Raw genomic sequence first — 7,888 nt, 5'->3', positions numbered from 1 at the left:
GGACCGCTGATGGACCGCATGGAGATCATCCGGATCGCGGGCTACACCGAGAACGAGAAGGTTGAGATCGCCCGCAAGCACCTCATCCCGAACGCGCTCAGCAAGCACGGCCTTGATTCGAAGGAGTGGTCGATCGATGACGACGCGCTTCTGCTGATCATTCGCCGCTACACCCGCGAAGCGGGCGTGCGTAATCTGGAGCGTGAGCTTTCCACACTCGCCCGCAAGGCGGTGAAGGAGCTGATGCTCTCGAAGAAGAAGTCGGTGAAGGTGAACGAGAAGGTCGTCGAGGAGTTTCTCGGCGTTCCGAAGTATCGCTTCGGCGAGATCGAGACCGACGATCAGATCGGCGTCGTAACGGGTCTGGCATGGACGGACGTCGGCGGCGAGTTGCTGACGATCGAAAGCGTGATGATGCCCGGCAAGGGGCGCATGACGGTCACCGGCAACCTGCGCGACGTGATGAAGGAATCGATCTCGGCGGCGGCATCCTATGTCCGCTCGCGCGCGATCACCTTCGGGATCGAGCCGCCGCTGTTCGAGCGGCGCGACATCCACGTCCACGTGCCCGAAGGCGCCACGCCGAAGGATGGTCCTTCGGCCGGCGTTGCGATGGCGACGACGATCGTCTCGGTGCTGACCGGCATTCCGATCCGGCGCGACATCGCCATGACGGGCGAGATCACGCTGCGCGGCAGGGTGTTGCCGATCGGCGGCCTGAAGGAGAAGCTGCTGGCGGCATCGCGCGGCGGCATCAAGACGGTGCTGATTCCAGATGAGAATGCCAAGGACCTGACGGAGATATCCGATGCCATCAAGGGCGGACTGGAAATCATTCCGGTCGCGCGGATGGACGAGGTGATCGCCAAGGCGTTGGTGCGGCAGCCGAAGCCGATTGTCTGGGAGGAAGATACCAAACTTCCGGTCAATCCTGATGCGGCTGACGAGGCGGCGGGCGGCCTGACCGCGCACTGAGCCGCGCACAGAAGGTCATGAACGAATCGACCAGACGGCGCCCTTCGCGGGCGCCGTTTGCGTTATGAGGCGGTTGTGCCTGGCGGCCGGAGTGTCGCAACAACACGGAGAGCAACGTACTCGCGGTTTCTCGGCCTCTGCCCGCAAGACGGATCCGACTGCCGCGACCGGCGGCTTGCGTAGCGGGAAGCGTCGGCGCTAGAGTCTTTTATCGTTTCATGGAAACGGTAAAAGACTCCGGATTCTTGATTTAACCGTTTTCTTCACGCGATCCGGATTCCACTTCGCTCGAAAACGCTATAAACAGAAGGTGAGGGCGGCTAGCTCAGCTGGTTAGAGCATCTCGTTTACACCGAGAGGGTCGGGAGTTCGAATCTCTCGCCGCCTACCATTGACTTCAGGTTCCTGCGGATGGCGGAAGATCCCCAGACACCGAACGCGGACCAGATCGCTTACTGGAATGGACCTGGCGGTCAACGTTGGGTCGATCGGCAGCAGGCTCAGGATGAGATGCTGGAGCCGGTGTCGGCGATCCTGCTCGATCGCGCCAAACCGCATCCGGGCGAGCGCGTCATCGATGTCGGCTGCGGCTGCGGAGCCACCACGCGGGCGTTTGCCGAGAAGGTCGGTGCTGCCGGCCGCGTTCTTGGTGTCGACATCTCGGCGCCGATGTTGCAACGGGCAAGGCAAGTCGCGCCACAAAACGCTCCGATAGAATTCCGGCTCGCCGACGCCAGCGTCTATCCGTTCAAGCCGGGGTGGTATGACCTGATCGTCTCCCGGTTCGGCGTGATGTTCTTTGCCGAGCCGGCCGCATCGTTCGCCAACCTCAGGAAGGCATTGCGGCCGGGCGGCCGCCTGACCTTCGTGTGCTGGCGCGAAGCGCGCGCCAATCCCTGGCTGATGGCGCCGCTACAGGCTGCTTACAATCATGTCCCGAAACTGCCCGAAGTCGGACCCGAGGATCCCGGTCCGTTTTCCTTCGCCTCCGAAGCCCGCGTTCATCGCATCCTCGGCAAGGCCGGCTTTTCCGACACGGCGATGGAAGCTTGCGATCTCGCATTGGATGTCGCGATCGGCCGTGGGCTTGATGCCGCTGTCGAGTCGGCACTTCAGATCGGTCCCACCAGCCGGGCGATTGAGGGACAGCCCGCCGATATCGTCGCTGCTGTCAGGAAGTCGATCCACGAGGCGCTCGCTCCGTTCGCCAAGGGGCAGGCGGTTGTGCTTCCGGCGTCGATCTGGGTCGTGAGCGCGCAAAATTCTTGAGCGGCGGCTCTAGAGCCTTTTCGATTTTGGTGGAATCGACCTGGACGATACTTCACCTCTCCCCATCGGGGAGAGGTCGGCGCGAAGCGCCGGGTGAGGGGGTTTGACCAGTCGATAGGTTGTAACCCCTCACCCCACCCCTCTCCCAATGGGAGAGGGAGCACGCGCCGTCTCGTGGCAGGTGTTTCCACCAAAATCGAAAAAGCTCTAGTCCTGGCAGTAGCCGTAGAACCCGCAGGCATAGGGCAGCCGGTCGAAATAGTAGCTCAGGACCGAACGATCCTCGTAGTAGGGACGATAGTAGAAGTCGTTCGGACGTCCGTAATAACCGGGCACCGGCGGCGGAAACCGGAATCGATAGAGCGCGCTTTCGGGATAGTCTTTCTCTTCCTCACGCACGATGCGGGTGCGCGAAGGAGGGGCAGGCTCGGCGAAGATTTTGCCGATACGGCTATGCACGGGAAGGTCGGCGGCTAATCCGGTCGATCCCATCGCGGCAAGGCCGATGACCGCGAGAAAGCTGGTGCGCATTTTCCATCCTCGTTGATTCGAGGATCATATCGCCCGACATTTAGGAAAGCTTAACGATGCCGCGCAGGCTCGTTTGTACGATCGTGCCGCCATTGATGCTTTCATTTGCGATCGTCGCGTCAGGCGCGTTCTTCCCAGATCGCGGCAAGATGCACGATGGTGCGGACGGCCGCTTCCATGTCCTGCACGCTGACCCATTCGGTGCGTGAATGGAACGCGTGCTCGCCGGCGAAGATATTCGGACAGGGCAGGCCCATGAATGACAGCCGCGAGCCGTCGGTGCCGCCGCGAATGCTGCCCTTGACCGGCGCGAGGCCGGCACGGCGTATGGCTTCCACCGCGTTGTCGACGATCTCGGGATGGCGCTCCACGATCTGCTTCATGTTGCGATACTGCGGCTGGATCTCCAGCCGGTAGGTCGAATGCGGGAAGTCAGCCATGACCTCGCGGGCGATTTTTTCCAGCAGGGCTTCCTTTTCCTTCAGGCCGGCATCGGTGAAGTCGCGCACGATGAAGCTGAGCGTCGCGCGCTCCAGCGTGCCGCTGATGCTGGTCGGATGCAGGAAGCCCTCGCGCCCGTCGGTGGTCTCGGGCGAGCACGTGTCCTTGGGGAGCCGATCGACGATGCGGGATGCGATCTTGATCGCGTGCTCCATCTTTCCCTTGGCGAAGCCCGGATGGATGCTGACTCCCTCGATGATAATGACGGCGCCGTCGGCCGAGAACGTCTCGTCCTCGATATGGCCCGCAGTCTCGCCGTCGATGGTATAGGCGAAGGTCGCGCCCAGTTTTTTCAGATCGACCTTGTCGACGCCGCGCCCGATTTCCTCGTCCGGCGTGAACAGGATCTTGATGGCGCCGTGCTTGATCTGAGGATTGGCGAGCAGAACCTGGGCGGCGTCCATGATTTCGGCGACGCCCGCCTTGTTGTCGGCGCCGAGCAGCGTCGTACCGTCGGACGTGATGATGTCATTGCCGATCTGGTCGGCCAGGGGCGGGTTGTCTGCCAACCGGATCACCTGCGACGGATCGCCGCAGAGCCCGATATCGCCGCCGCGATAATTCCTGACGATCTGCGGGCTGACGTTCGCACCTGAACAGTCCGGCGAAGTGTCCATATGCGAGCAGAGGCAGATAACCGGCACCTGCTTGGCGCTGTTTGCCGGGATCGTCGCATACACATAACCGTACTGGTCGAGACAGGCGTCCGCCACGCCGATCTCCTTCAGTTCACGCACCAGCAGGCGGCCAAGGTTCTTCTGTTTGTCCGTGGATGGATAAGTCGGAGATGCCGGGTCCGACTGGGTATCGATGACGACGTAGCGCAGGAAGCGTTCCGTCACCGTGTGGTTGAATGTGATCGAAGCGGCCATCGTATCGAAAGACTATATCACAGGCGGCCGTCTATCCGAGATCGGATAAACGACATCTGTCGTTTCGGTCTGACCCGCGATGATCCGGGCTTGACGATCCGCTTGGCGATCCGGTTTGCGGGAAGAACCTCAGGCGTTCAAACCGGACCGTTCGGATTCCGCGCGCTTCGGTCAGACGGCTTCCTTGAGTTCCTTTGCGGCCCGGAACGCGACCTTCTTCGAAGCCTTGATGTGAATGGCTTCGCCGGTGGCCGGGTTGCGACCCATGCGGGCGGCGCGCTTGCGGACCTGAAGGATGCCGAGACCGACGATGCGGATGCGGTCGCCCTTCTTGAGATGCTTGGTGATGCGGGTGACCATGTCGCCCAGGATGGCCTCGGTGGCCTTCTTCGACAATTCATGGTCATCGGCCAATGCCGCCGCGAGATGCTTCAGCGTCACGGTGCTCGGGGTCGCTGCCTTCTTCGCCATGTGGCTTTCCTCGTCGTTGCTGGCTTCGGAAACCAAGGCGTATCAGGCATTGGTCGATTCGGGGAGGTGCCGACCACGTCGTTCTGCCTGTAAACAGCCTGTTTTTTGCATTGATCCCTCGAAAATGCCTGTCATCCAAGGGGATTTGCAACTGCCTTGACTTGGAAAGGTCCCGCCTTTAAGCCCTGACACCTGTGCGGATACATGGCATCCGCGGGAGTAGCTCAGTTGGTTAGAGCGCCGCCCTGTCACGGCGGAGGCCGCGGGTTCGAGTCCCGTCTCTCGCGCCAGTGTTTTCAAGCATTTAGCTCTCCATCCATCGTTGCAATTCGATTCATCAATATGCGACGATTCGACTCTGGGTACCATTTTCGTTCGGCCGACCGTTTACCTGCCGCATCGCGCGCCGGCCGCGCGGCCGTGCTTCATCCGTCAGCCTGACGACTTGCCCCGCGATGCGGCAGGTAGGCCCACTGCATCGGGTGATGCTGCCTGCCATGGCCCCGGTGGACGGCCATCACCTTGCGATCGAACTCGTGGAAGTAAGAGATAAGCCGCTCCGGCGGAGCTCTCCCATAAGAAAAAAAGGCCGCCCAATGGACGGCCTTTTCGTCACGCGAATGTAAAACCTTCCTCAGGTGCCGCCGCTATATCCGGTTTTCTGCTGACCCTGCGGGTTGTTGTCTGGATTGTCTTGCTGCACAGCCTTCCTGATCTCCGCTTTTCGGATGCCTTCATCCTGCTGTTGTTGCACCCGCGGCCTCTCGCCTCGATTCTGCTGTTGGTCTGGATTTTGTTGGTTCATGGTCTTTTGGTCTGGATATCCAGGATCGGGGTTCGGCGTGTCTGCGAACGACCGTGGCCGGCTTTGGCGCGTGTTATCAGGAGCCGGGGGCGGATGAGCGCCTTGGGGGTCCTGAGGCACATCTTTGCCCACACTGGGACGCGTTTCGGGATCGTAAGCCATTGGAAGCGCCTCCTTTCGTTGATGTGGGTCAACCAGCGCGCTCCGAGCACGTTCCGAAGGAACAACGGTTCCTTCGTTACGGTTTGCTCACCTTCTTCCTCGCGGCCTCCAACCGTCCCGCCCTGGGATGCTGCGGCGAGGTTGCCTATCCGACGCTCGCTTTGTTGGCCTTACTGGATGGCGTCAGGCTCGACCGGCGAGGGAGCTTGCCAGCGACATCCAGCCGCAGGCTTTGTCAGACGTCCATAGCGGTTTCGAGCGAAGTGCGAGGTGGTACCGGTTCGCGCGACGAGACGTGCTAAATCAAAATGCTCCACGCTTCGCTCTGATGCAGGGCCGCATGACGGCAAAACTGTCCGCACGGGCTGAACAATCCGAAATCACCTCACCAGGGATGATCCCGAACTGGATATCATCGTCGGCTGGCCGGCTTTGAAGACATGGACGGTCTGGACAGCGTCGGTGCCCGGACGGACGGAGGTGCCAAAACCTGCCAGCGCGGCGCCGAGGACCAGCGCGATGGCCACGATCTTCAGGTGTGTGGCGCGGTCCGCGCTCTTGATCGAATGGTTCATGATCGCCTCCTGTCTCCCGGCATCGCCGTGCGCCGTTGGCAGGAGCAATAAATCCGGTCTGTTTCAGAACGGCTTCGCGGGCATCCCAAAATGGTTTCGTTTGCCTGTTTTTTGCGGAGGCGGACGCGGGGTTCGATTGAATGTCGCGGCGCAGCGTCGAGGGGAGGGCTGCCGCGTCGTCTTACGGCTCTTGTCAAGCCGCAAATCTCTTGTCTTGGGTGCGTCAAAATAGGCTATCTTGCCACCCCTGTTGCACTAAGCTAAAGCCTCTCAAAAGTTCCAATAGTCTAACAAAACTGCGGGTCGAGCGGCCGCAGCGAGGGGAAACGCCGATGACCGGCATTTTGCAGAACTATCTTCCGCTTGTGGTGTTTATCGGTATAGCGGCCGCGATCGGTGCCGTGCTGTTGATCGCTCCTTTTATCGTCGCCTATCAGCAGCCTGACCCCGAGAAGCTTTCGGCCTACGAATGCGGATTCAATGCGTTCGACGACGCCCGCATGAAGTTCGACGTCAGGTTTTACCTCGTCGCAATTCTTTTCATCATTTTTGACCTTGAGGTCGCATTTCTATTCCCTTGGGCGATCACGTTCGGCAAGCTCGGCGTCACGGGCTTCTGGTCGATGATGGTGTTTCTTGGTGTGCTGACCGTCGGCTTTGCCTACGAATGGAAGAAAGGCGCGCTCGAATGGGATTGAGCTCTCCTACCGCGAAGTTCGCCAATGCTGCTTCCTCTGCCGGCGGGCCGCCCGTGGCGCCGGCGGCGGGTCCGATTCTGGACCCCCGGACCGGCCGGCCGGTGGGCGCCGGCGATCCCTATTTCCTCGAGGTCAAGCACGAACTGTCCGACAAGGGCTTCTTCGTCGCCGCCGCCGACGACCTCATCACCTGGGCGCGCACCGGCTCCTTGATGTGGATGACCTTCGGTCTCGCCTGCTGCGCGGTCGAGATGATGCAGGTGTCGATGCCGCGCTACGACGTCGAGCGGTTCGGCTTCGCGCCGCGCGCCTCGCCGCGTCAGTCGGACGTGATGATCGTTGCCGGCACGCTGACCAACAAGATGGCGCCGGCGCTGCGCAAGGTCTACGACCAGATGCCGGAACCGCGTTACGTCATCTCGATGGGATCGTGCGCCAACGGCGGCGGCTATTACCACTATTCCTATTCGGTGGTGCGCGGCTGCGACCGGATCGTGCCGATCGATGTCTACGTGCCGGGCTGCCCTCCGACCGCGGAAGCGCTTCTCTACGGCATTCTGCTGCTGCAGAAAAAGATCCGGCGAACTGGAACCATCGAACGTTGAAGGTTTGAAGGAATGGACGACAGCAGGCTCGATGCCTTGGGTCAGATGATCGTAGCCACGCTTCCCGGCGCGGCGATCGGGCATTCCGTGTCGTTCGGTCAATTGAGCGTCACGGTCGAGGCGGCGAAGATTGTCGATGTCGCCCGCTTCATTCGCGACGATCAGCGCTGCCGCTTCGTCAACATCACCGACGTCACCGCGGTCGACTATCCCGGCCGGGAGAAGCGCTTCGACGTGGTCTATCATTTCCTGTCGCCGACGATGAATACGCGCATTCGCCTGCGCGTCGAGGCTTCGGAGACCACGCAGGTGCCATCGCTGATCGATGTGTTTCCCGGCGCCGACTGGTTCGAACGGGAGACCTACGATCTCTACGGCGTGATCTTCACCGGCCATCCCGACATGCGGCGTTTGTTGACCGACT

At 61.1% G+C, this 7,888-nt stretch carries 10 protein-coding genes and 2 tRNA genes; 7 read left to right on the top strand and 5 right to left on the bottom strand.

What is annotated here, in order from left to right; translation table 11 throughout:
- From BGN91_RS05125 to BGN91_RS05115, 3 genes are all read left to right on the top strand, one after another.
- On the top strand, window positions 1-975 hold a 975-nt coding region (locus BGN91_RS05125; protein WP_292611117.1), incomplete at its 5' end, for a S16 family serine protease.
- A gap of 314 nt (window positions 976-1,289) precedes the next feature.
- Window positions 1,290-1,366, top strand: a tRNA-Val gene (locus BGN91_RS05120).
- 20 nt (window positions 1,367-1,386) lie between these two features.
- Window positions 1,387-2,244, top strand: a complete 858-nt coding sequence (locus tag BGN91_RS05115; protein ID WP_292611115.1) for a class I SAM-dependent methyltransferase — start codon at window positions 1,387-1,389, stop codon at window positions 2,242-2,244.
- Window positions 2,245-2,451: 207 nt separating this feature from the next.
- Here BGN91_RS05115 and BGN91_RS05110 read toward each other — a convergent pair whose 3' ends face one another.
- The 3 genes from BGN91_RS05110 to BGN91_RS05100 form a co-directional block, all read right to left on the bottom strand.
- On the bottom strand, window positions 2,452-2,775 hold the full coding sequence (locus tag BGN91_RS05110; protein WP_292611113.1) for a hypothetical protein: 324 nt from the start codon (window positions 2,773-2,775) through the stop codon (window positions 2,452-2,454).
- Between the two features lie 119 nt (window positions 2,776-2,894).
- Entirely contained in the window at window positions 2,895-4,148 is a 1,254-nt protein-coding gene (gene pepT / locus BGN91_RS05105) for a peptidase T (RefSeq protein WP_292611111.1), read from the bottom strand.
- 171 nt (window positions 4,149-4,319) lie between these two features.
- Window positions 4,320-4,655 carry an HU family DNA-binding protein gene (locus BGN91_RS05100; protein WP_292611109.1) on the bottom strand — a complete coding sequence of 112 codons (336 nt, stop codon included), beginning with the start codon at window positions 4,653-4,655 and terminating at the stop codon, window positions 4,320-4,322.
- 177 nt (window positions 4,656-4,832) lie between these two features.
- Between BGN91_RS05100 and BGN91_RS05095 the strand changes: the two genes are divergently transcribed.
- Window positions 4,833-4,909 (top strand) — tRNA-Asp (locus tag BGN91_RS05095).
- A 344-nt stretch (window positions 4,910-5,253) separates the two neighbouring features.
- On the opposite strand, the gene BGN91_RS05090 is transcribed toward BGN91_RS05095, so the two are convergent.
- Window positions 5,254-5,424, bottom strand: a complete 171-nt coding sequence (locus tag BGN91_RS05090) for a hypothetical protein (protein ID WP_292611107.1) — start codon at window positions 5,422-5,424, stop codon at window positions 5,254-5,256.
- Window positions 5,425-5,966: 542 nt separating this feature from the next.
- Window positions 5,967-6,161 (bottom strand): hypothetical protein, encoded by a 195-nt coding sequence (locus BGN91_RS05085; protein ID WP_292611105.1) that lies wholly within the window; start codon window positions 6,159-6,161, stop codon window positions 5,967-5,969.
- 332 nt (window positions 6,162-6,493) lie between these two features.
- Here BGN91_RS05085 and BGN91_RS05080 point away from each other — a divergent pair, with 332 nt between their 5' ends.
- The 3 genes from BGN91_RS05080 to BGN91_RS05070 form a co-directional block, all read left to right on the top strand.
- A complete protein-coding gene (locus BGN91_RS05080; protein ID WP_292611103.1) occupies window positions 6,494-6,859 on the top strand; it encodes an NADH-quinone oxidoreductase subunit A in 366 nt (121 codons plus the stop codon).
- Window positions 6,850-7,464: an NADH-quinone oxidoreductase subunit B gene (locus tag BGN91_RS05075; protein ID WP_292611101.1), complete on the top strand. Its 615-nt coding sequence runs from the start codon at window positions 6,850-6,852 to the stop codon at window positions 7,462-7,464. Before BGN91_RS05080 ends, BGN91_RS05075 begins: the two co-directional genes overlap by 10 nt.
- A gap of 12 nt (window positions 7,465-7,476) precedes the next feature.
- The coding region (locus tag BGN91_RS05070) for an NADH-quinone oxidoreductase subunit C (protein ID WP_292611099.1) at window positions 7,477-7,888 on the top strand (412 nt) is incomplete at its 3' end.

The sequence above is a fragment of the Nitrobacter sp. 62-13 genome (assembly GCF_001896955.1).
Classification (GTDB): domain Bacteria; phylum Pseudomonadota; class Alphaproteobacteria; order Rhizobiales; family Xanthobacteraceae; genus Nitrobacter.
The sequence above is the reverse complement of the archived record's forward strand: the minus strand, read 5'-3'. Positions and strand labels throughout refer to the sequence as shown.